This is a genomic window from Tabrizicola piscis (genome assembly GCF_003940805.1).
GTDB lineage: Bacteria > Pseudomonadota > Alphaproteobacteria > Rhodobacterales > Rhodobacteraceae > Tabrizicola > Tabrizicola piscis.
Map to the genome: position 1 here is coordinate 3,121,127 of NZ_CP034328.1, position 19,680 is coordinate 3,140,806.

Sequence of the window (19,680 nt, forward strand, 5' to 3'; positions counted from 1 at the left end):
TGGATACCGGCTGCGCAGTATCCTGCGGGTCGCCGTCAAGCGCCTCTGCATAGCTCTCCTCCCAAAGATCGCATCCTCGGGATAAAGGCTAGACGACGGCCGCCCTTACGCTCCAATACCTTTGAAACCGCCAGGCGATGCGCCTTCCGCATTGGCTGCCGCGGAAAGGGAAACACTTCTGAGAACTTTCAGGAATTCCTTGAGCACGGGGCGCTGATCGTCTTCCAGATAGATGCAGGAACTGGGTGCAAGCGTCCTGCAATCCTTGATCGGCACACAGTTCAGGGCGGGAAACTGCAGTTTTGCAATGGCTTCAGGCACGATCGTGCACCGTGTCCCGCTGGCGACAAGGGCAAGCGCCGCCGTTGAATCTGTGGCAATGCTGTCCACTTCGAATTCGACCTTCGCGCCGCGGAACAGGCTTATGATCTCATCCGCAAAACTTGGGCGATCCCCTGCCGGAAAGAGGACGACAGGCAAATGCGCCAGATCGGCAAGACGAACCTCGTCCTGCGTACCAAGAGCAAGGTCCGCCGGAATCGCCGCATAAAGCGGCTCGCGTGAGATCAGCTCAATCGCAAGTCCGCTGGCCTGATTGTAGTAACGTCCGAACCCGATATGGATACGTCCATCGCGCAGGGCGTTGACCTGATCCGCCTTGCCCATGCGGGTCAGCGACACTTCGATCTGCGGCTGCGCCCGGTGAAAGGCGCGCAGCAAAAGCGGCACGGTCTGGTAGACGGTCGACCCAAAGAACGCGATATCAAGCCTGCCCAATTCCCCCCGCTCGGCGGCGCGGGTGCGGTCGACAGCGTTCTTTGCCTGCGACAGCACTTTCTGCGCGTCGGCGTAAAAGACGCGGCCCGCCTCGGTCAGGTCAACGCCTTTGGGCGTTCGGATGAACAGGGCTGCTCCAAGCTCATGCTCCAAGGCCTGGATCTGTCGGCTGATCGGCGGCTGCGATATGTTCAGGCGTTGCGCCGCGCGTCCGATGTTGCCCTCTTCGGCGACAGCGATGAAGTATTTCAACTGCCTGAATTCCAAATCCATACCCCTTCGGTATCAGCAATGCCTGCAAGCCGCAGTCTACGGTAATGCGGCTGCCGCGGTAATCAAGGGGCCGGGTCGCGACCAGCAAGTGTCAAACGACAGGCGCGGCCTAGGCAAATGGCATGTGGCGATCCCTTTGCATGACCGAACTGCGCAAGCAGTCGGCGAAGGCAATCATCTCGGGCGCGGGGGGATCGCTGCGTTGCATCAAGCCGATGGACCCGATCGTGTCTGTTGTATCGACGGGCAGAAAAACCAACCGGCCTTCAGCCACTGCCGCCTCGGCCACCCCACGTGAGATGATCCAGATCGCGTCGGTTTCGCGCAGGATTGCCGTTGCGACGGCTTCGGCGGTGGTCTCGATCCGGTCATCGGGCAGACCAATTCCCCGGGCCGCTAGAAAGCGATCAACCACCGGGCGGATCACGGCCTGCTCGGGCGGCATTATGACGGGGAAGCGGGACAGCGCGCTTGCAGGAAACTTGCCATGGCTCAGGGGATGCCCCACGCGGGCGACGAAGGCCAGACGATCCATGAACAGCGGGTCGAACCGCAGACCCGCCATGTGTTCAACCGCTGCCATCCGCCCCACGACACCGTCCAGATGCCCGCTGCGCAAGCGCGGAAGAAGCTGGTCGCCGGACCCCGTCTCGATCCTGATCAGCAGGTCGGGAACAGCAGCGCGAAGCTGCAGCACGGCTTGTGGCACAAGTGTAGCGGCAACGGTCGGCAAAGCGCCGACGACCAGCGTCGGTCGCGCAGGCCCGCCGGCCCCGGCAATCAAATCAAGCCCGGTGCCAAGTTTCTGCAATGCCGCCTCTGCATGGCGCAACAGCAGGCCCGCCGTGACGTTTGGCACCAGCCGACGCCCGGCCCGCGTGAACAGCTGCGTGGCCAGCAGGGTTTCCAGATCCGTAATTCTTCGGCTGGCAGCGGATTGGGTAATCCCCAAAGCCTCGGCCGCATCAGCGACGCTGTGCGTGTGATAGGTCTCAACGAAGCAGCGCAGATGCTTCAGCGTAATTGATGCCAGCAAGTCCATGATTTTTACTCATGCAAAATCCGATTTTCTCATTTTTATTTCACTTTCTTGCAAGATATCCAAGCGATGTCGCGGGGAGGTTCGGAAGAAATGACCAAGTTCTGCAGCTTGAAGGATGCTATCGGCACGCATGTCCGTCCCGGCATGACCGTTGCATTCGAAGGGTTCACGCATCTGATCCCGCATGCCGCCGCGCATGAAACCATTCGTCAGGGGATCGGGGATCTGACCCTGATCCGCATGACCCCCGACGTGATCTATGACCAGATGATCGGCATGGGTCTGGTGCGCAAAGTCGTGTTTTCCTATGCGGGCAATCCGGGTGTCGGCCTGTTGCGCCGCCTGCGGGACGCGGTTGAAAACGCATGGCCGCGGCCGCTTGAGATTGAGGAACATTCCCACGCCGCCATGGCCAATGCCTATGAGGCAGGGGCCGCCGGTCTGCCGATGGCCGTGTTCCGCGGCTATCTGGGTGCCGGGCTCAAGGCTGTGAACCCCAACATCCGCAGTGTCACCTGCCCCTTCACGGGCGAGGAATTGGCCGCCGTCCCGGCCATCCGGCCGGATGTCAGCATCATCCATGCGCAAAAGGCCGACAAGCAAGGCAATGTCCTGATCGAAGGGATCGTCGGCGTGCAGAAAGAGGCGGTCCTCAGCGCCCGGGCCGCCATCGTCACCGTCGAAGAGGTGGTCGAACGGCTGGACGCGCATCCCAATGCTTGCGTCCTGCCGCATTGGACGCTTGATGCCATCGTCGAAGTGCCGGGGGGCGCGCATCCCTCCTACGCCCATGGCTACTATGACCGCGACAATGCTGCCTATCTTGAATGGGACCAGATCGCAGCGGATCGCGATGCGTTCAAAGAATGGATGCAAAGGCATGTTCTGGACGCTGACGAAGCCATTTTCGCAACCCGCGCGAACAGAATCGTAGGTGCAGCATGACCGGCTTTTCCCCAGATGAGATGATGACGGTTGCAGCGGCGCGCGCCCTGTCCAGTCGGGATGTCTGCTTTGTGGGCATCGGCGCGCCATCGGCGGCGTGCAATCTGGCACGGCTGACCCACGCCCCAGACATCACCCTGATCTACGAATCCGGCACCATCGGCACCGCGCCGCAGGTCCTGCCGCTTTCAATCGGCGACGGCGAACTATGCGACACGGCTGTGACGACTGTGCCGGTCCCGGAAATGTTCCGCTATTGGCTGCAGGGCGGTCGGATCACGGTGGGCTTCCTGGGGGCGGCCCAACTGGACCGGTTTGGAAACATCAACACCACCGTCGTAGGCGACTACAACGCGCCCAAGGTGCGTTTGCCAGGGGGCGGCGGCGCGCCCGAGATTGCGTCGTCCAGCCAGCAGATCTTCATCACGATGAAGCAGTCAAAGCGCAGCTTCGTGCCGAAGATTGATTTCTTCACCTCGTTTGGCCATGGAAACGGCGGCTCACATCGCCAAGACCTGGGGATCACGACGGCTGGCCCAAGCCTTTTGGTGACCGATATGGCGGTGTGGCGGCCGGACCCGGTGACCAAGGAATTCACCGTCATCTCGCTGCATCCCGGCGTCACACTGCAGGACATGGCCGATACGGTTGGCTGGACCATCCGCTACAGCGACGCGATGACCGAAACCCCCGCACCCACCGCGGAAGAGCTTGAGGTGCTGCGCGCCCTGAAGGCCCGGACACAGGCCGCCCATAACCGTGAGGTAGCGTCATGATCGACGCGTTCATCTGTGACTACATCCGCACCCCGATTGGCCGCTTCGGGGGCACCTTGGCGGCTGTCCGGGCTGACGATCTGGGCGCGGTTCCCTTGCGGGCGCTGATGGCGCGCAACCCGGCGCTCGACTGGGCGGCGGTGGATGAGGTGATCTTCGGCTGCGCCAATCAGGCGGGCGAAGACAACCGAAATGTCGCGCGGATGTCGTCCTTGCTGGCGGGCCTACCAGAAAGCGTGCCGGGCACCACGATCAACCGGTTGTGCGGTTCAGGCATGGACGCCGTCATCATGGCCGCCCGTGCCATCCGTTCGGGTGAGGCGGATCTGGTGATTGCGGGCGGCGTCGAAAACATGAGCCGCGCGCCCTTCGTCCTTCCCAAGGCCGAATCCGCCTTTTCGCGCGCTGCCAGCATCGAGGACACGACGATTGGATGGCGCTTCATCAATCCGCTGATGAAGGCACAATACGGCGTCGATTCCATGCCCGAGACGGGCGAGAATGTCGCCGAGGATTTTGGCATATCCCGCGCCGATCAGGATCTCTTTGCCCTCCGCAGCCAGGAACGTGCGTCCCATGCCATCGCCTCGGGTCGGCTGGCGCAAGAGATCACACCGGTCACAATCCCCCAACGCAAGGGCGCGCCGCTTGTGTTCACGACCGACGAACACCCGCGCCCTTCGACGCTGGAGTCGCTGGCAAACCTGCCGACGCCATTCCGCAAGGGCGGCTCGGTCACGGCAGGCAACGCGTCCGGCGTGAATGATGGGTCGGCGGCGATGATCGTCGCTTCGGCGGCGGCCGTCAAAGCACATGGCCTGATCCCAATGGCCCGGATCCTTGGCGGTGCCACCGCAGGCGTGCCCCCAAGGATCATGGGTATCGGGCCGGCCCCTGCCACACTCAAGCTTTGCGCTAGGCTGGGCATCTCTCCGACCGATTTCGATGTGATCGAACTGAACGAAGCCTTCGCCTCGCAAGGAATTGCCGTGTTGCGGCAGTTGGGCCTGCCCGAGGATGCGCCGCATATCAACCCGAATGGGGGCGCCATCGCCCTGGGTCACCCGCTTGGGATGTCGGGGGCGCGGATCACGGGGACGGCAGCGTTGGAGCTGCAGCAGCGCGGTGGCAAGTTGGCGCTGGCGACCATGTGCATCGGGGTCGGTCAAGGCATAGCAATCGCGCTTGCGGCGGCCTGAAGACGATACCACTTTCGTATGATCCAGTATGCCAAACGATATTGGACGCTCCCCTGCCCAAGCGGCACGGTGCGCGCGTAAAGGGCAGGACAAACTTATGGACAGCTTCATCTATACCAGCCTTCCCGCGCGCGTGGTGTTCGGCGTGGGCACCACAGCATCCTTGCCGCAGGAGGTCCATGCCCTTGGGATCACCAAGGCCCTCGTCCTTGCGACGCCGCAGCAAGTCAGCGAAGCACAGGCGCTGGCGGACCTTTTGGGTGATGCTGCTGCGGGTATCTTCGCCGAAGCGGAAATGCACACGCCCGTGGACGTGACCGAACGCGCCCTCGCTGCCTTTGCAGCCCTGGGCGCTGATGGCATCGTTTCGATCGGCGGCGGCTCTACCGTAGGTCTGGGCAAGGCCATCGCGCTGCGCACCGATGCGCCTCAGGTGGTCTTGCCGACATCCTACGCCGGTTCGGAAATGACCCCACTGCTGGGGCAGACCGAAGGGGGCAAGAAGACAACGCTGCGCTCGCTCAAGGTGCTGCCCGAAACGGTGATCTATGACGTGAACTACACGTTGACCCTGCCACCGCGGATGACGGTCACCAGCGGCATGAATGCCATCGCCCATGCCGTCGAAACGCTTTACGCGCAGGAAGCCAATCCCGTGCTGTCGCTGATGGCCGAGGACGGGATTGCCAAGATGACCCGCGCGCTGGACCGCGTTCTGGTCGCCCCTTCGGATATCGCGGCACGCTCGGACGCGCTTTACGGGGCCTGGCTCTGCGCGGTTTGCCTTGGGGCAGGCGGCGTGGCACTGCATCACAAGCTGTGCCACGTTCTGGGTGGGTCGTTCAATCTCCCCCATGCCGAGACGCATACCATCATCCTGCCCCATGCGCTTGCCTACAATGCTCCGGAAATTCCGCAAGCCATGGCAGCGATGCGCCGTGCGACCGGGGCGGAAAAGCCTGCGAAAGCCTTGTTCCGCATCGCCCAATCCGCCGGCGTGCCGACGGCACTGAAGGATCTGGGCATGCCGCAGGACGGCATCGCGCGCGCTGTGGAAATCACGTTGGAGAACCCGTATTTCAACCCGCGTGCCTTTGAACGCGACGCGCTTTTGCAACTGTTGGAGAACGCCTGGCATGGGAACGAACCCGATGCCTGATCAGGGCCGCGCCAGACATGTCCTGCGTCTGGCAACCCGGTGGCCTGTCATGAAACGGGCGCTTCTGACGGCGCTGGTCGTCGGCAACGTGATCGGTGCCATCAATCACGGCGACAAGATCCTGGCAGGCGTCATGGAACAGGGTGACTGGATCAAGGTCGCCCTGACGTTCCTCGCCCCCTACAGTGTGGCGACCTATTCAGCCGTGATGACCCTGCTTGAACAGGACCGGGCCCGCCGGGATATGCTGGCCAGCCCTGCGGTTGGCCCCAAACCTGCGGCTGCGGCCAAGCTTGGCTGACCTAGCATCGTTTGGTGGCGATCCTTGTTCCCTGCGCCAAGGGTCGGGGGAAAGGGGCAAAGTCGTGCTGCCGTCCTGCCCCGGCTTCAAACAGTCGTTTCTCCTACCCCATTGATTTCCGTCACCGCGGCGTGGCACATGGGGGCGGATTTTGAGGGGGCCTTCATGACACGGATCGACACCACCTTCGCGCGGCTCAAGGCCGAAGGGAAGAAGGCTTTCGTCGCCTATATCATGGGCGGTGACCCCGATGAAGCGACCAGCCTTGCCGTGATGCAGGGCCTGCCTGCCGCCGGGGTGGATATCATCGAACTGGGGATGCCCTTCACGGACCCGATGGCGGATGGCCCGACCATTCAGGCGGCAGGCCAGCGCGCGCTGGAGGTCGGCATGACGATGGACAAGGTCCTCGCCATGGTCCGCGCCTTCCGGGCAGGGGACAATGCCACGCCGATTGTTCTGATGGGGTATTACAACCCGATCTATTCCCGCGGTGTGGACCGGTTCCTGAAGGACGCGATCTCTGCCGGTGTTGACGGGCTGATCGTCGTCGACCTGCCCCCGGAAGAGGATGATGAGCTTTGCATCCCCGCCCAGAAGGCCGGTCTCAACTTCATTCGCCTTGCCACGCCCACCACCGATGACAAACGCCTGCCAAAGGTGCTGCAGAACACGTCAGGCTTTGTCTACTATGTCTCGATCACCGGGATCACCGGCGCCGCCACTGCGCAGGCCACAAACGTGGGGCCCGAGGTTGCGCGGATCAAGCGGTCCACCGACCTGCCGGTGATCGTAGGCTTCGGCATCAACACACCTGACGCGGCCCGGACCATCGCCTCTGTCGCGGACGGTTGTGTGGTGGGCTCTGCCATCGTCAAGGACATCGGCAACGGCGTCCCGGTGAACGAGGTGCTGGCCAAGGTCGCGGCCCTAGCCGCAGGCGCACATTCGGCCTGAGCCTGCAAACAGGGCCTGTGCCAGCCACCTGACACGGGGAAGCCCGATCCGGTGGCTGTACATGCAAGGCGGGGGCGTCAGACCGTGCCGGCCAACGCCTCAAGCCCGGTGATGATGTCCAAAAGCGGTGCCGCGTCGAACGTCACCGGACCAGACGCCGCCGGATCGGGCATCGAGATGATGACATCGTCCATTGCCAGCCCAAGCTTCTTAGCAGCCTGGATCACAGGCGCATCCTGGCCTTGCGTCAGCAGGTCGATCTGGTTGCGCGCGACCAGCAGCATGGCCCAGGCGTCCTGATAGTTCTGCACCTCGGTTGGCCCGGCCGGGTTGATTTCACCGACAACCGCGCGGGTCTGGTCGGCGATGGACGCCACCAAGTCCGGCACGGACGGTCGCAACGTCGACCGCGCGCCCATGATGGCTGCCACGGCCGCAGTATAGGCGGCGGTCACCGTTGCGCTGTCGCCCCCAGCCTCAAGTGCCATAAGCTGCGGCTCGAAATCGGCGATGCCCGCCTTGGCCAAACCATCCTTGATTGTCGGATAGGTTTCCGCCCGGGGATGGGTGAAATGCGATCCGGACGGATTGGTCAGCCCGTCTGCAAGGAACAGCATCCCAAGCTGCAGGTCGCTTTCGATCTTCGCCAGACCCGTCAACAGCGGGACCACTTCAGGGTTCGACACCTCGCCTTCCACAAGGACCGGCCCGGCAAGGGTTCCGGGGTGAAGCGGCAGATCGGACCGGAAGGCCTGCGCGCTGGTATCAGCGCCGGTCAGCGCAAGCGCGGTCGCCAGCACCAAGGCCGCAGGAAGGGATCGTTTCGGGAAGGTTTTCAGCATGAAGGTCCTCGAATTGACTGGGGCGGCCATGGGGCCGATGGACGAAACTCTGCACTCGAAGGCCGGAGAGCAGACGTCAGCTCGCCCCCCGGAAACTGGTTTTCGCCGCCGTGGATGCCGCGAGATTGTGACGGCATTGCGGTACAACTTCGGCAATAGCAGGCACGCCCGTCATGCAACCTTAAGCAGTCGTGCGGCTCGCCGCATTGCCTTCGCGCTGGCCTTCACCACCGCAAAGGGCCATGCTGGCGCAGCCCCCGAAACAGGGGCCGGGAAAGCGCGGACATGGACAGGATCGCTCAACTTGCAGGGCTGGACACGCTGCCTGCCGATGTAGCCAAGGCGCTGATTGCGGGCAGCAAAGTCGTGCATCTGCCCGCCGGCGCCTGTGTATTCGAACCGGGCCAGCATGCCGACAATTTTCTTCTCCTCCTGTCCGGCACCGTGCGTGTCCAGCAAAGGTCCGAAACCGGGCGTGAGGTCTTTCTCTACCGGGTGAACGCGGGCGAAAGCTGTGTGCTGACAACCGCCTGCATGCTGGCGGACGAAGACTATGCCGCCGAGGGCCTGACCGAGACCGAGGTTGACGCGCTGGTCATCCCCCGTAGTGTTTTTGACGATCTGGCCGCCCGGTCCGCGATCTTCCGCAGCTTCATCTTCCGGGCCTATTCGCGGCGGATCGCGGACCTTTTCAGCCTGATCGACGATATCGTGTTCCAGCGGGTCGATGTCCGACTGGCCGCCCGCCTCTTGGACCTAGCGCAGGACGGTACTGTGCAGGCCACGCATCAGGTGCTGGCCGTGGAACTTGGCACCGCGCGCGAAGTGATCTCACGCACCTTGGGCGAGTTTCAGCGCAGGGCCTGGGTGGAGCAGGCCCGCGGCGTGATCCGCATCCTTGACCGCGGCGCGCTGCAGCGTCTGGCGCGGTCAGTGACCTAGTCACCGTCGCAACCTGTGCACCTGTGGCATGCTGGGTCATCGGATGATTCTCGAAAGGAGAACGACATGACCAGAAATATGGGATCGATCGACCGGGGCCTGCGCGCGCTTGTGGGACTGGCCCTTCTGGCTGGGGCCTTCCTTCTTGGCTGGTTCGGGGGCTGGATGGTCTGGGCGGCGGCAGCCGTTGGGGTTATCATGCTGGCGACAGCCGCGATGGGCAATTGCCCGGCCTACAGCATCGTGGGGATCAAGACCTGCAAGACCTGAGGATGGAATGGTAACTGACTTTACGCCCCTGCAATCGTTGGGAGGCGGGGCGCTGATCGGCCTCGCCGCCGTTGTGTTGATGGCGCTGCACGGGCGTATACTGGGGGCTACGGGCATCCTTGGCGGGCTGTTGCGGTTCGATGATCTGGCTGATTGGCGGTTGAAGGCGGCGCTTCTGGTCGGCATGGCCATGGGGCCGCTGGTTCTGCTGTGGCTGACCGGGTCCGTGCCGGTGGTGGATATTCCCGTCTCCCCGCTCGCCATCGTCCTTGGGGGCGTGGTCGTCGGGATCGGGGTCAGCTACGGCGGCGGCTGCACCTCGGGGCACGGGGTCTGCGGCAATGCCCGCTTCTCGCGCCGGTCGCTGGTGGCGACGGTGACCTTCATGGCCACGGCCTTTGCCACCGTTTACGTCACCCGCCACCTGATCGGGGCCTGAGATGCGCATCGTCTCGGCACTGCTCATCGGGATGATCTTCGGCATCGGGATTGCCGTTTCCGGCATGATGAACCCGGCCAAGGTGCTGAACTTCTTCGACCTGGCCCAGATTGCCCAAGGCACCTGGGACCCAAGCCTTGCCTTCGTCATGGGTGGCGCACTCGCGGTGGCCATTCCCGGCTACCGGCTGGTGCTAGGCCGCCGTGCCCCCCGCTCCGCCCCGCTGCTGGCCAACCGGTTCGACCTGCCCGGCACCCGCGTCATCGACCGCCGGCTTGTGCTTGGCTCGGCCACCTTCGGCATCGGCTGGGGGATCGCGGGCTTCTGCCCCGGCGGCGCACTCCCCGCCCTTGGCACGGCCGAACCCGAGGCGTTTCTCTTCGTCGCCGCCCTGATCGGCGGCCTTCTGTTGGCGCGGGTTCTGCAGGCCCGCAGCCTGCACCCCAAACCTGCTACCTGAGCCTGCACTCAAGGAGGCCACCATGACCGACATGACCATCAAACCCAAGGTGACGGGCTTCTTCGACGCCGCCACCAACACCATCAGCTATGTGGTCCAGGACCCCGCGTCCAAAGCCTGCGCCATCGTCGACAGCGTCATGGACATCGACTACGCCGCCGGGCGCATCACCTATGACCATGCCGATGCGATGATCGCCTTTGTCCGCGACAATGGCCTTACCGTCGACTGGCTGATCGAAACCCATGTCCACGCCGACCACCTGTCCGCCGCGCCCTATATCCAGACGGCGCTGGGCGGCAAGATCGGCATCGGGCGCAACATCACCATGGTGCAGGACACCTTCGGCAAGATCTTCAACGAAGGGACCGAGTTTCAGCGCGACGGGTCCCAGTTCGACCGGCTGTTTGACGACGGCGACACCTACACCGTCGGCACCATGACCTGCGAGGCGATACATACCCCCGGCCATACCCCCGCCTGCATGACCCACATCATGGGCGATGCGGCCTTTGTCGGCGATACGCTCTTCATGCCCGACGGCGGGTCCGCCCGTGCCGACTTTCCCGGCGGCGATGCGGGCCAGCTTTATGACAGCATCCAGCGCGTCCTGTCGCTGCCTGATGAGATGCGCCTGTTCATGTGCCATGACTACGGACCGAACGGCCGCGACATCGCGTATGAGACCACCGTGGCCGAAGAAAAGGCCAACAACATCCACATCAGCGGCAAGACGCGGGAGGAGTTTGTCAAACTCCGCACCGCCCGCGACGCAACGCTGGCCATGCCAAGGCTGATCATCCCGTCGCTTCAGGTAAACATGCGCGGCGGTGAACTGCCGCCACCTGACGAAGACGGCAAGCGCTACCTCAAGGTGCCGCTGAACGGCCTGTGATCCTGCCTTGAAAGCAGGCATCTGCCCTGCGGGCTGACGTTTCGGCCCGCAAAGCGTTTGACTTCGCCCCGACGCGGCACAACCTTCCCGGTAACACCGGGGAAAACGATGAAACACCGCTTCTGGGCCGACTACACCGCGCGCGACTTCGCCGCCCTGCCGCGCGACCGGCTGATTGCCATCCTGCCCGTGGGTGCCGTGGAACAACACGGGCCGCACCTGCCCCTCAGCGTTGATCAGGCGATCCTTGATGGCATCCTTGCCGCGACCGTCCCGCTGATCCCCGATGACCTGCCCGCGCTGATCCTGCCCACCTTGCCGGTGGGCAAGTCTGATGAACACTCCGCCTATCCCGGCACGCTGACCTTTTCAGCGGCGACCCTTATGGCAATGTGGTCCGACATCGGCGCATCCGTGGCCCGGGCAGGGGTGCGCAAGCTGGTGATCCTGAACTCCCACGGGGGGCAGATCGCCCCGATGGACATCGTCGCCCGCGACTTGCGGCTGCGCCACAAGATGATGGTCGTCGCCGCCAACTGGTTTGCCATGGGAATGCCCGAGGGTCTGTTCACGGCTGAGGAAAACCGCTTCGGCATCCATGCCGGCGACATGGAAACCTCGGTCATGCGCGCGCTGCACCCGGGGCTGGTGCAGATGGACCACGCCCGCGACTTCCGCCCGCTGGTCGCGAAAATGGCCAAGGATAACAAGCATCTGGGGCTTACCCCCGCTGGAAAGCTCGCCTGGGCCGCGCAGGACATGCACCCCGCCGGGGCCTGCGGCAACGCCGCACTGGCGACGGTGGAAAAGGGCCAGCAGGTCATCGACCACGCCGCACGCCAGATCGTGACGCTGCTGGGCGAAGTGCACCGGATGCCGCTGGACTATCTTGAAAATACGCCGGACCCGGACGCGCAATGATCCTGCAGGATGTGAACCTCGACGGCCAGACCGTCCGGCTGACCTTGGCCAAAGGGCGGATTGCTGCCATTGAGCCGACCCCCGGCCCGGCAACGCAAACCGTGCTTTCCCTGCCGGTAGAACCCCACGTCCATCTGGACAAGACCGGCACGATCTCCCGTTGCCGCCCCAAGGCCCCCGGCCTGTTCGGCGCGATCGAGGCGATGGCGCAGGACAAGGCCAACTGGACTGCCGCCGACCTACGCAACCGGATCACTGCGGGGATGGATGAGGCTTGGGCCGCCGGCTGCCGCGCGATCCGCAGCCACATCGACTGGAACGAACCTGCCGTCCCCCTTGCCTGGGACATCGCGGCCGAGGTCGCGCAGGCTTGGGCCGCCCGCATGCCGCTGATCCGGTCCTCGCTGTCCGGCATCGACCTGCTGGGCGACCCCGACATTGGCGCGCAGATCGCCGCCCGCGTGGCGCAGGACGGGCAGGTCCTCGGTGCCTTCATCTACCGCCACCCCGACCTTGAAACCCGCGTCCCCTTCGTCTTCGACCTTGCGGAACGCTTTGGCCTGATGCTGGATTTCCACGTCGACGAAGGGCTGGAGGTCGAAGCGACCGGCCTTGACCTGATCGTGGCCGAGGCGACGCGCCGGGGCATGGGAACCCGCGTCCTCTGCGGCCATGCCTGCTCTCTCGCCATTCGCCCCGACGCCGACCGCGCGATGGACGCACTGGCCCGGTCGGGCATGGCGCTGACGGTGATGCCGACCACCAACCTTTACCTGCAGGACATGACCCCCGGCCGCAGCCCCCGCCTGCGCGGCCTTGCCCCGGCGCAAGACCTGCGGGCAGCCGGGGTGCCAGTCCTGCTTGGTACGGACAACGTATGCGATCCTTTCTATCCGATGGGCCTTCACGACCCTCTGGAAAGCCTCCGCCTCGCCACCCTTGCCGCCCACCTTGCCCCCGGCGATTGGGTGGACGCCATCACCGATGCCCCCGCCCGCGCGCTTGGCCTTGCGCCCCAGCGCCTTGCGGTGGGCGAGGCTGCCGATTTCCTCCTCCTCCCCGCTCCCGATGTCCTGGCCGCCCTCGCCCATCCGGGCGTGCCGCGTCAGGTGATCCGGGGCGGTGCCCTCCAAACCTAAGGTGCCCCGATGACTGTTCCGCTCGAAAAGATGACCGCCTTCCGCGCCATGATTGCCGAGGTTCCGGTCAACGACGACCCGAAATACGTCCTCGCCAAATCGCGCGACTACTACTGGTACTCGCCGATCCTGAAGGATCAGCTTGACGCGATGACCGGCCAGATCGTCGTCCAGCCCCGGACCGAGGCCGAGGTCATCACCGTCGCGGCGGCCTGCGCCAAGCTGCGGATTCCCTTGACCTTGCGGGGGGGTGGAACCGGCAACTACGGCCAGTGCGTCCCGATGGAGGGCGGCGTGGTGATGGAGATGACCAAGCTGGACCGGATCATCGAGATCACCCCGGGACGGGTGGTGTGCGAGGCAGGCGCGCGGATCGAAAAGGTCGAACACGCAGTGGCGGAAACCGGGCAGATGCTGTCGATGTTCCCATCGACCAAGCGGCTGGCGACAATGGCAGGCTTCGTCTCGGGCGGGTCCGGGGGGATCGGGTCGCTCAAGAACGGCATGCTGCGGGACGGGACGAACATCACATATGTGCGGCTGGTCACGGTGGAGGAGGAGCCGCGTGTGATCGAGTTGCGCGGGCAAGAGATCCTCAAGGTCCAGCACGCCTACGGCACCAACGGCATCATCACCGCGTTGGACTACGGCCTGACCCCCGCGGTCGACTACCTGCAGGTGGTGGCCCTGTTCGACGGCTACGACGTCGCGCTGAGTGCGAGTGTCGAGGCTGAGACCCGGGGGATCGAAAGCTTCCTCCTGACCGTCTGCGAACGCCGGTTTTCCCGGTTCTACAAGAAGTTCGCCGACATCTTCCCCCCCACCCACGACGCGATCTTCGCCATGGTCGCCCCCTCCAGCTTAAACGCCTACAAGACCCTCGTGGCCGACCACGGCGGCACAGTCGTGCTGGTCAAAACCGACGCCGAGATGGATGCGGCCGGCCTTCCCCCCGTCTGGGAATGTGGCTGGAACCACACCACCCTGCAGGCCCTGAAAGTGGAGCCGGGCATCTGGACCTACCTCCAGGTCGCCTACGAGCCCCCCCTCGACTTCGCCCTCTGCGCCCGCCAGCTGGAGCGGTATGGCGAGGAGATTTACTGGCACCACGAAACCGCAAGGATGGGTGGAGAGGTCCATTTCTTCGCCCTGCCCATCGTCCGCTGGACCTCGAAGGACCGGATGTATGAGATCATCGCCGAACTGGAGGCCGAGGGCTGCGCGATCTACGACCCCCATGCGATCACGATTGAGGATGGGGGGATGAAGGCGATCGACACCACCCAGATCGACTTCAAGCGGGAGGCCGACCCGCATGGGCTGATGAACCCCGGCAAGACCCGGGGCTGGTCGGCGGAGATGGCCCGGTAGGAGGGTGTCCCGGGCAGGGACAGCTGGGTGCCGCAAGGGATTCCAAGGGGTTGGAGGAGGGCGCTAAGGGGTTGTTAGGGGTTGGTCCGTAGCGCCATTGAAAGAAGGGCGCTTGACTCGGATTGCACTGATGCTCACCTTCGAAATGAAATTGGAGATGGCGCTCATGGAATGGTCAAAGCTTCTGAATGGTTCGCGCTTGAATGAGGCCGACTATGAGGAGCAACCTCACAGGCCATCCTACGTTCGAGATCTGGACAGAATAGTCTTTTCTGCTCCTTTCCGTCGGTTGGCAAATAAAACCCAAGTACACCCTCTCCATGACCACGATCACATACACCATCGCTTGATTCACAGCGTCGAGACTGGCAGCGTTGGACGATCTCTGGGGATGCAGATCGGACATTGGCTAGAGCAAAATGGCCAGATACCTTCGGGGGGAAAGCATACTGTTAGTGGTGTTGTACAGTCAGCATGCTTGGCGCATGATATAGGTAACCCGCCGTTTGGGCATTCTGGAGAGGCGGCAATCGGCAGCTGGTTTCAGGAGCGATTTATAACGCCTTCCGGCTTATTCACTGAGATGGATAAGATATTACGTTCGGAATTTGAGGAGTTCGAAGGAAACGCTCAAGGCTTTCGGATCATCGCGAACACCGAAATGTATCGCGGAGCCGGTGGCATGCGCTTAACCAAAAGCGTTTTAGGCGCTTTCTCTAAGTACCCGGTTTCGGCACATGTAAAAGCATCGGTCGACGAAAACTATTGTGGCACAAAGAAGTTTGGTTTCTTCATGTCAGAGGCGCCAGTGTTTACTTCGGTCGCTGCCGACTTGGGCCTGATTGAACAGAAAGCCAAGTCTGGCTCTTGGTGGCGTAGGCATCCGCTTGTCTTCCTCGTGGAGGCTGCTGACGATATTTGTTATAATATTTTGGACATCGAAGACGCCTGTACAGCCGGCGACCTAAGTTTTGAGACCGTCAAAGGCGCGCTGGCCCCGATTGCGGGATCTAACACCTTCTTGGATGGGAAAAGTGAAGAGGAGCAGGTGTCGTATCTACGTGCGAAAGGCATTGGGACAGCGATTGATGCGTGCGTGGAAGCATTTAAAGAAAACTACCAAGATATCATGTCTGGGACTTTCACTAGTTCACTAATTGAGTCGTCGACCAAGGCGCAAGACTTCCAAAATCTAAAAGACATGGCTCGAAGGCAAATATTTAAGGCAAAGCGCAAAACTGAATTGGAAGTTTCAGGTCGAAATGTTCTTCATAGGGTCCTCACTGGAGTTTATCCAATCTATGAGGCGCTTGGAAAAGTGGGCTGGGATGCGGAAAGACTCCAGGGGTATAATCCACAGCTGGTTAGAGCTTTGGGTCTGGAGTTACGCGGCGTAACCGACGCTTACTCTGCACTTCACTCTCTTACCGACTATGTCTCTGGGATGACAGATAGATACACTGTAAAAATTGCTCGAATGGTCTCGGGAACGTAAAGTCACCCCTGCAACGTCCGCACCCCGTACCCTTCGCCCCGCGCCTTCATCGCCGCCACTGCAGCAATACTCGCCGCAGCGGTGGTGAAGTATGGGATCTTGTCCATCAGCGCGACGCGGCGGATGTCGCGGCTGTCGGAAACAGCCTGCGTGCCCTCGGTCGTGTTCATCACCAGGGCGATGTCGTTGTTCTTCAGCTGGTCCACGATGTTCGGGCGGCCTTCGTAGACCTTGGCGACGGCTTCGGTCGGGATGCCAGCGCCGGACAGCCATTTCGCGGTGCCCTTTGTGGCGACGACGGTGAAGCCCATTGCCACAAGGTCACGGGCGGCGGCGGCGAGGGCTTCGGTCTTGTCCATGTCCTTGACGGACAGGAACACGCGGCCGGTTTCGGGCAGGATCGTGCCTGCGCCCATCTGGGCCTTGAGGAAGGCGAGGGCGAAGGTGCGGTCCCAGCCCATCACCTCACCGGTGGAGCGCATTTCCGGGCCAAGGACGGGGTCGACGCCGGGGAAGCGGGCGAAGGGCAGGACGGCCTCTTTCACGCTGAACCACGGGGTGATCGGGTCGGCCAGGGTGTTGGCATCGGCAAGCGGCAGGTCGGTATCGGGGCCGACGCCGGCGGGGTAGGGGGCGCGGAGGGGGAAGTTCGACAGGGGCTCACCCGCCATCAGCCGCGCGGCGATGGAGGCGATGGCGCTGTCGGTGGCCTTGGCGACGAAGGGCACCGTGCGGCTGGCGCGGGGGTTGACTTCAAGGACGTAGATCGTGCCGTCCTTGATCGCGAATTGCACGTTCATCAGGCCGACCACGTTGAGGGCGAGGGCCATCTGGACGGTTTGGCGTTTCAACTCTTCGATGGTCTCTGGCGTCAGGGAATGGGGCGGCAGGCAGCAGGCCGAATCGCCGGAGTGGACGCCGGCCTCTTCGATATGTTCCATGATTCCAGCCACATGCACGGCTTTACCGTCGCTTAACGCATCGACGTCAACCTCGATGGCGGCGGAGAGGTATGAATCGAGCAGCACCGGGCTGTCGCCCGACACCTGCACGGCGGTGGTGATGTAGCGTTCCAGTTGGGCGTCGTCGCGGATGATCTCCATCGCGCGGCCGCCAAGGACGAAGGAGGGGCGGATGACTAGGGGATAGCCGACATCGGCAGCGACCTTGAAGGCCTCATCGCGGCTGCGGGCGGTGCCGTTGTGCGGCTGCTTGAGGTTCAGCTTGTGGAGCAGTTGCTGGAAGCGTTCACGGTCTTCGGCAAGGTCGATGGCGTCCGGCGTGGTGCCAAGGATCGGAATCCCCTCGGCATGCAGGGCGTTGGCCAGTTTCAGGGGCGTCTGGCCGCCGAACTGGACGATGACGCCGTGGAGGGTGCCATTCTCCTGCTCCACCCGCAGGATTTCAAGGACGTGTTCAAGGGTGAGCGGTTCGAAATAGAGGCGGTCCGAAGTGTCATAGTCGGTAGAGACAGTCTCGGGGTTGCAGTTGACCATGATGGTTTCATAGCCCGCCGCCGTCAGAGCGTAGCAGGCGTGGACGCAGCAATAGTCGAACTCGATCCCCTGACCGATGCGGTTGGGGCCGCCGCCGAGGATGACGACCTTTTTCGCCGTCGTGGGCCGGGATTCGCATTCCACATCGCCCATCGCGGGGTGTTCGTAGGTGGAATACATGTAGGGCGTCTGCGCCTCAAACTCCGCCGCGCAGGTGTCGATGCGCTTGAAGACGGCGGTGACGCCAAGGCGTTGGCGGGCGCGGCGGACCTGCGCCTCGTCCCGACCGGTGAGTTTGGCAAGGCGGGCGTCGGTGAAGCCCATCATCTTGAGCGCGCGCAGGGCTTCGGGGTTGGTGGGCAGGCCGTCCTTGCGGACCTGCGCCTCGGTGTCGATGATCTCGCGGATGCGGGACAGGAACCAGGGGTCGAAGGCGGTGATCTGGTTGATCTCGTCGTTGGTGAACCCATGGCGCATGGACTGGGCGATGACGCGGATGCGGTCGGGGGTGGCCTGGCTGAGGGCCTTGGACACGGCGGCGCGGGTGTCCGGGTCGAGGTCCCGGGGCAAGCCCGGGACAGGGTTTGCGGTGACGCCGGGGATTGCGATTTCGTCAAAGCCGGTCAGGCCGGTTTCAAGGCTGGCGAGGGCCTTTTGCAGCGACTCGTGGATCGTGCGGCCGATGGCCATCGCCTCACCCACCGATTTCATCGCGGTGGTGAGGTTGGGTTCGGACCCCGGGAATTTCTCGAAGGCAAAGCGCGGGATCTTGGTCACGACATAGTCGATGGAGGGTTCAAAGCTGGCGGGCGTGACTTTGGTGATGTCGTTGTCCAACTCGTCCAGCGTGTAGCCGACGGCCAGCTTCGCGGCGATCTTGGCGATGGGGAAGCCGGTGGCCTTTGACGCCAGCGCGGAGGACCGTGACACGCGGGGGTTCATCTCGATCACCACCATCCGCCCATCCGCCGGGTTGATCGCCCACTGGACGTTCGAGCCGCCGGTTTCCACCCCGATCTCGCGCAATACGGCGATGCTGCCGTTGCGCATGATCTGGTATTCCTTGTCGGTCAGCGTCAGGGCCGGGGCGACAGTGATGGAATCGCCGGTGTGAACCCCCATCGGGTCAACGTTTTCGATGGAGCAGACGATGATGGCGTTGTCGGCCTTGTCGCGGACAACCTCCATCTCATACTCCTTCCAGCCCAGCAGCGACTGGTCGACCAGCACTTGTGCGACGGGCGAGGCTTCAAGGCCGGACTTCACGATGGCTTCGTAATCGTCACGGTTGTAGGCCACGCCGCCGCCGGTGCCGCCAAGGGTAAAGGCGGGGCGGATGATGGCTGGAAGGCCGACGTATTCGATGGCGGCAATCGCCTCGGCCACGCCGGCGGCGATGTCATACTTGCCGGAGGGCAGCTTGGGCGCGGCGATGATCGTGGCCTTGGGGTTTTCCAGACCGATCCGGTCCATCGCTTCGCGGAACAACTTGCGATCTTCTGCCATTTCGATGGCTTCGCGCTTGGCCCCGATGAGCTCAACGTTGAACTTTTCCAACACGCCCATGTCAGCCAAGGCCAGCGCGGTGTTCAGGCCGGTCTGCCCGCCCATCGTCGGCAGGATCGCGTCGGGGCGTTCCTTTTCGATGATCTTGGCCACGACTTCCGGCGTGATCGGCTCGATATAGGTGGCATCCGCCAGCCCCGGGTCGGTCATGATCGTCGCGGGGTTGGAGTTCACGAGGATCACCCGGTAGCCTTCTTCGCGCAGCGCCTTGCAGGCCTGGGCACCCGAGTAGTCGAATTCGCAGGCCTGACCGATGACGATGGGGCCTGCGCCGATGATCATGATCGAGTGGATATCGGTCCGCTTCGGCATGGTCAGCCCCCATCTATCGCGCAAAATTGTGCGGGTTATAGACAGAAGCCGGGGGGGCGCAAGGGGCAAACCAAGGCGCACCCCGGCTGATCGGGCGTGTCGC

The 19,680-nt window shown here is 63.2% G+C and carries 19 protein-coding genes; 15 read left to right on the forward strand and 4 right to left on the reverse strand.

The window, feature by feature from the left end:
- Window positions 1-105: 105 nt before the first annotated feature.
- The gene (locus tag EI545_RS15130) at window positions 106-1,050 is read right to left on the reverse strand and encodes a LysR family transcriptional regulator (RefSeq protein ID WP_125326242.1); all 945 of its coding nucleotides are present in this window, start codon (window positions 1,048-1,050) and stop codon (window positions 106-108) included.
- Window positions 1,051-1,159: 109 nt separating this feature from the next.
- Window positions 1,160-2,092, reverse strand: a complete 933-nt coding sequence (locus EI545_RS15135) for a LysR substrate-binding domain-containing protein (protein ID WP_125326243.1) — start codon at window positions 2,090-2,092, stop codon at window positions 1,160-1,162.
- Window positions 2,093-2,236: 144 nt separating this feature from the next.
- On the opposite strand from EI545_RS15135, the gene EI545_RS15140 reads away from it, so the two are divergent.
- From EI545_RS15140 to trpA, 6 genes are all read left to right on the forward strand, one after another.
- Entirely contained in the window at window positions 2,237-3,037 is an 801-nt protein-coding gene (locus EI545_RS15140; RefSeq protein ID WP_245990079.1) for a CoA transferase subunit A, read from the forward strand.
- On the forward strand, window positions 3,034-3,813 hold the full coding sequence (locus tag EI545_RS15145) for a CoA-transferase subunit beta (protein ID WP_125326244.1): 780 nt from the start codon (window positions 3,034-3,036) through the stop codon (window positions 3,811-3,813). Before EI545_RS15140 ends, EI545_RS15145 begins: the two co-directional genes overlap by 4 nt.
- Window positions 3,810-5,012, forward strand: a complete 1,203-nt coding sequence (pcaF, locus tag EI545_RS15150; protein WP_125326245.1) for a 3-oxoadipyl-CoA thiolase — start codon at window positions 3,810-3,812, stop codon at window positions 5,010-5,012. The genes EI545_RS15145 and pcaF overlap by 4 nt, the downstream gene beginning before the upstream one ends.
- A gap of 97 nt (window positions 5,013-5,109) precedes the next feature.
- Window positions 5,110-6,171 (forward strand): maleylacetate reductase, encoded by a 1,062-nt coding sequence (locus EI545_RS15155; protein WP_125326246.1) that lies wholly within the window; start codon window positions 5,110-5,112, stop codon window positions 6,169-6,171.
- A 49-nt stretch (window positions 6,172-6,220) separates the two neighbouring features.
- Window positions 6,221-6,472, forward strand: coding sequence for a nitrate/nitrite transporter NrtS (gene nrtS, locus EI545_RS15160; protein ID WP_125326247.1), 252 nt, complete (start codon window positions 6,221-6,223; stop codon window positions 6,470-6,472).
- A 165-nt stretch (window positions 6,473-6,637) separates the two neighbouring features.
- Window positions 6,638-7,429: a tryptophan synthase subunit alpha gene (trpA, locus tag EI545_RS15165; RefSeq protein WP_125326248.1), complete on the forward strand. Its 792-nt coding sequence runs from the start codon at window positions 6,638-6,640 to the stop codon at window positions 7,427-7,429.
- A 77-nt stretch (window positions 7,430-7,506) separates the two neighbouring features.
- On the opposite strand, the gene EI545_RS15170 is transcribed toward trpA, so the two are convergent.
- The gene (locus tag EI545_RS15170) at window positions 7,507-8,271 is read right to left on the reverse strand and encodes a hypothetical protein (protein ID WP_125326249.1); all 765 of its coding nucleotides are present in this window, start codon (window positions 8,269-8,271) and stop codon (window positions 7,507-7,509) included.
- A 285-nt stretch (window positions 8,272-8,556) separates the two neighbouring features.
- Between EI545_RS15170 and EI545_RS15175 the strand changes: the two genes are divergently transcribed.
- The 9 genes from EI545_RS15175 to dgt all read left to right on the forward strand — a co-directional run bounded on the left by EI545_RS15175 (window position 8,557) and on the right by dgt (window position 16,203).
- Window positions 8,557-9,213, forward strand: a complete 657-nt coding sequence (locus EI545_RS15175; RefSeq protein WP_125326250.1) for a Crp/Fnr family transcriptional regulator — start codon at window positions 8,557-8,559, stop codon at window positions 9,211-9,213.
- 66 nt (window positions 9,214-9,279) lie between these two features.
- Window positions 9,280-9,483: a YgaP family membrane protein gene (locus EI545_RS15180; protein ID WP_125326251.1), complete on the forward strand. Its 204-nt coding sequence runs from the start codon at window positions 9,280-9,282 to the stop codon at window positions 9,481-9,483.
- Window positions 9,484-9,490: 7 nt separating this feature from the next.
- Window positions 9,491-9,922, forward strand: a complete 432-nt coding sequence (locus tag EI545_RS15185) for a YeeE/YedE family protein (RefSeq protein WP_125326252.1) — start codon at window positions 9,491-9,493, stop codon at window positions 9,920-9,922.
- A 1-nt stretch (window position 9,923) separates the two neighbouring features.
- Window positions 9,924-10,382: a DUF6691 family protein gene (locus tag EI545_RS15190; protein ID WP_125326253.1), complete on the forward strand. Its 459-nt coding sequence runs from the start codon at window positions 9,924-9,926 to the stop codon at window positions 10,380-10,382.
- Between the two features lie 22 nt (window positions 10,383-10,404).
- Entirely contained in the window at window positions 10,405-11,277 is an 873-nt protein-coding gene (locus EI545_RS15195; RefSeq protein WP_216842455.1) for an MBL fold metallo-hydrolase, read from the forward strand.
- Between the two features lie 108 nt (window positions 11,278-11,385).
- Window positions 11,386-12,198 (forward strand): creatininase family protein, encoded by an 813-nt coding sequence (locus EI545_RS15200; RefSeq protein ID WP_125326254.1) that lies wholly within the window; start codon window positions 11,386-11,388, stop codon window positions 12,196-12,198.
- Complete coding sequence (locus EI545_RS15205; RefSeq protein ID WP_125326255.1) at window positions 12,195-13,337, forward strand: amidohydrolase family protein; 1,143 nt, start codon at window positions 12,195-12,197, stop codon at window positions 13,335-13,337. Before EI545_RS15200 ends, EI545_RS15205 begins: the two co-directional genes overlap by 4 nt.
- Window positions 13,338-13,346: 9 nt before the next feature.
- Complete coding sequence (locus EI545_RS15210) at window positions 13,347-14,708, forward strand: FAD-binding oxidoreductase (protein ID WP_125326256.1); 1,362 nt, start codon at window positions 13,347-13,349, stop codon at window positions 14,706-14,708.
- 130 nt (window positions 14,709-14,838) lie between these two features.
- A complete protein-coding gene (dgt, locus tag EI545_RS15215) occupies window positions 14,839-16,203 on the forward strand; it encodes a dGTP triphosphohydrolase (RefSeq protein WP_245990081.1) in 1,365 nt (454 codons plus the stop codon).
- A 2-nt stretch (window positions 16,204-16,205) separates the two neighbouring features.
- On the opposite strand, the gene carB is transcribed toward dgt, so the two are convergent.
- Window positions 16,206-19,577 carry a carbamoyl-phosphate synthase large subunit gene (gene carB / locus EI545_RS15220; protein ID WP_125326257.1) on the reverse strand — a complete coding sequence of 1,124 codons (3,372 nt, stop codon included), beginning with the start codon at window positions 19,575-19,577 and terminating at the stop codon, window positions 16,206-16,208.
- Window positions 19,578-19,680 lie beyond the last annotated feature (103 nt).

Excerpts from the sequence above, each read along its gene's own strand:
- EI545_RS15130 (WP_125326242.1), bottom strand. The coding sequence starts at position 1,050 with ATGGATTTGGAATTCAGGCAGTTGAAATACTTCATCGCTGTCGCCGAA.
- EI545_RS15135 (WP_125326243.1), bottom strand. The coding sequence starts at position 2,092 with ATGGACTTGCTGGCATCAATTACGCTGAAGCATCTGCGCTGCTTCGTT.
- EI545_RS15140 (WP_245990079.1), top strand. The coding sequence starts at position 2,237 with ATGACCGTTGCATTCGAAGGGTTCACGCATCTGATCCCGCATGCCGCC.
- EI545_RS15145 (WP_125326244.1), top strand. The coding sequence starts at position 3,034 with ATGACCGGCTTTTCCCCAGATGAGATGATGACGGTTGCAGCGGCGCGC.
- pcaF (WP_125326245.1), top strand. The coding sequence starts at position 3,810 with ATGATCGACGCGTTCATCTGTGACTACATCCGCACCCCGATTGGCCGC.
- EI545_RS15155 (WP_125326246.1), top strand. The coding sequence starts at position 5,110 with ATGGACAGCTTCATCTATACCAGCCTTCCCGCGCGCGTGGTGTTCGGC.
- nrtS (WP_125326247.1), top strand. The coding sequence starts at position 6,221 with ATGAAACGGGCGCTTCTGACGGCGCTGGTCGTCGGCAACGTGATCGGT.
- trpA (WP_125326248.1), top strand. The coding sequence starts at position 6,638 with ATGACACGGATCGACACCACCTTCGCGCGGCTCAAGGCCGAAGGGAAG.
- EI545_RS15170 (WP_125326249.1), bottom strand. The coding sequence starts at position 8,271 with ATGCTGAAAACCTTCCCGAAACGATCCCTTCCTGCGGCCTTGGTGCTG.
- EI545_RS15175 (WP_125326250.1), top strand. The coding sequence starts at position 8,557 with ATGGACAGGATCGCTCAACTTGCAGGGCTGGACACGCTGCCTGCCGAT.
- EI545_RS15180 (WP_125326251.1), top strand. The coding sequence starts at position 9,280 with ATGACCAGAAATATGGGATCGATCGACCGGGGCCTGCGCGCGCTTGTG.
- EI545_RS15185 (WP_125326252.1), top strand. The coding sequence starts at position 9,491 with ATGGTAACTGACTTTACGCCCCTGCAATCGTTGGGAGGCGGGGCGCTG.
- EI545_RS15190 (WP_125326253.1), top strand. The coding sequence starts at position 9,924 with ATGCGCATCGTCTCGGCACTGCTCATCGGGATGATCTTCGGCATCGGG.
- EI545_RS15195 (WP_216842455.1), top strand. The coding sequence starts at position 10,405 with ATGACCGACATGACCATCAAACCCAAGGTGACGGGCTTCTTCGACGCC.
- EI545_RS15200 (WP_125326254.1), top strand. The coding sequence starts at position 11,386 with ATGAAACACCGCTTCTGGGCCGACTACACCGCGCGCGACTTCGCCGCC.
- EI545_RS15205 (WP_125326255.1), top strand. The coding sequence starts at position 12,195 with ATGATCCTGCAGGATGTGAACCTCGACGGCCAGACCGTCCGGCTGACC.
- EI545_RS15210 (WP_125326256.1), top strand. The coding sequence starts at position 13,347 with ATGACTGTTCCGCTCGAAAAGATGACCGCCTTCCGCGCCATGATTGCC.
- dgt (WP_245990081.1), top strand. The coding sequence starts at position 14,839 with ATGCTCACCTTCGAAATGAAATTGGAGATGGCGCTCATGGAATGGTCA.
- carB (WP_125326257.1), bottom strand. The coding sequence starts at position 19,577 with ATGCCGAAGCGGACCGATATCCACTCGATCATGATCATCGGCGCAGGC.